Genomic DNA, 1745 nt, shown 5'->3' with positions numbered 1-1745 from the left:
ATCCCTTGGTAATCACACTAGGACAGATTAACTAAAGAACATTGATCGCATTAATAGAGTCATTGCTTAGATATTGGTTGATGCGTTCTGATTGAATAACCATACCATCGATCGCTAAAGCAATTTGAGCACCTTCTGGTACATCCATTAATAGTCTCAGCTCTGCCGAGCGATTTGATTCTTCGTCTTTTGTACAATTTTTGTTTTCACAAGTACTCTGCGCAAGATGCCAGTTGTAACGAAAGTCATTTTCCAGTGAAGAAATGAGACTCTTATTGGTAGACAACTCATTAGATACAAATAGGATTGCGTTAGCTAACCCTTGATTTCCACTCTGTTTTAAACGCAATGTTTCATATCGTGCCCAATCCAGTTGTACTGGTGTAATACCATTGGTGAGTTGTTGCTTGAACTTTTTCAACGAGCTCAGATATACTTTTTGCCCGCCGAAATAATAAGAAGGCACTGACTGAGGGTTGTAATTTTGAACAATTTCTTTATTCAGTTGTTGCAACCTAAAATGTTCGTGGTTGAGGGCATCCGAACTTTTGCATTCAATTGGCTTGCGAGTAATAACGTCATCAAAAACGCCCTGACTAATCGGATCATCACACTCCATAATAGCTGCAACACGTTTGTCACTGTAATCACCCAAGATCGGAGACCAAAACATAAACACATTGTAGTCTTTGTATTTATCTAGCGCCTTCAGTGCACGAATGCAATAACCACAATTGGGATCTTTAAACACAATTACGCTGGGTGCACTCGGTTTCCAAGGCTCTATTAAAAAGTCACTATAAACCTCTGGGGTAGGGATTATTTTTGCGTTTAGTTCGTTTGTGTCATTTGCTTTAGCGAAACCACTATACCCCAACAAAATACTTAAAAAGAGTATTAGGTACTTCATACTGCTACAAGTCTCCATTCTTTAGCTTCTGCAGGATAGCCTTTTTCTTTGCTTCACGTGCTTCCTGGTTTTGTTCTATTATTTCTCTTTGCGCTGTTGGATCATCTAGTACATCGTTGAAAGAAGTAATAGCTGCAACAAGCTTCTCTTCAGATTCCTGTAGCATAGCATCGACATTAGCGTTGTTCTTCTCGGTGCTAGCACTCGCATTTTGTTCTGCAACTTTCGGACGATAATCAGGATACTCCACAGGAACATTTACGATATTACTATCCCTGTTCTTATCTATGGACTGTTCATCAAATTTTTCATTACCAGCAAGTGATTGCAGATTTTCGCTATGTTCACTATTTTCGCTGAAAAACAGGTAACCCAGTGCCGCTATAGCTAAGACACCGACACTTACTACTATGACTCCGTTTTTTTTTGTTTCCATTGTCTTTCCTTAAACGACTTACAAGGTTTGCGTTGTGAACGAATAACTTCTGCAACAATATGAATTTCCAACGCGGTCTTTAATATATCGTAAATAAATCGTAATTTGCGTATTTTGCGGCAACGGATTGGTCGGCCAAAAGGTAACGACATCACCATTGAATGAGAAAAAACCGTCGTAATAATTTGACCCCGAATAAATTCGAATCTCACCACCTGAATGATTAGACGTAATATTTCTAATATCAAGTGGCTCACTGAAAGTCATCTCGATAGGCGCATTAACCGCATTGCCTGTTGAGCTATGTGCTGGCGTCATAGCTGTAAGGGTTGGGTAAGAATTATCCACTACACCCGTGTTTTCAGTGGTAAACGCCAAGCGATACTCAGCAACTTCATT

The 1745-nt window shown here is 39.5% G+C and carries 3 protein-coding genes; all 3 read right to left on the bottom strand.

Going from position 1 to position 1745, the window contains the following annotated elements:
• Positions 1-31: 31 nt before the first annotated feature.
• Positions 32-910, bottom strand: a complete 879-nt coding sequence (locus tag C7Y69_RS21465; protein WP_013783272.1) for a thioredoxin fold domain-containing protein — start codon at positions 908-910, stop codon at positions 32-34.
• A gap of 4 nt (positions 911-914) precedes the next feature.
• Positions 915-1346 (bottom strand): hypothetical protein, encoded by a 432-nt coding sequence (locus C7Y69_RS21460; protein ID WP_126874112.1) that lies wholly within the window; start codon positions 1344-1346, stop codon positions 915-917.
• Positions 1347-1364: 18 nt separating this feature from the next.
• The coding region (locus C7Y69_RS21455; RefSeq protein ID WP_185864218.1) for an Ig-like domain-containing protein at positions 1365-1745 on the bottom strand (381 nt) is incomplete at its 5' end.

This window comes from Alteromonas sp. KS69 (assembly GCF_003989595.1).
GTDB classification, from domain to species: Bacteria; Pseudomonadota; Gammaproteobacteria; order Enterobacterales; family Alteromonadaceae; genus Alteromonas; species Alteromonas naphthalenivorans.
The sequence above is the reverse complement of the archived record's forward strand: the minus strand, read 5'-3'. Positions and strand labels throughout refer to the sequence as shown.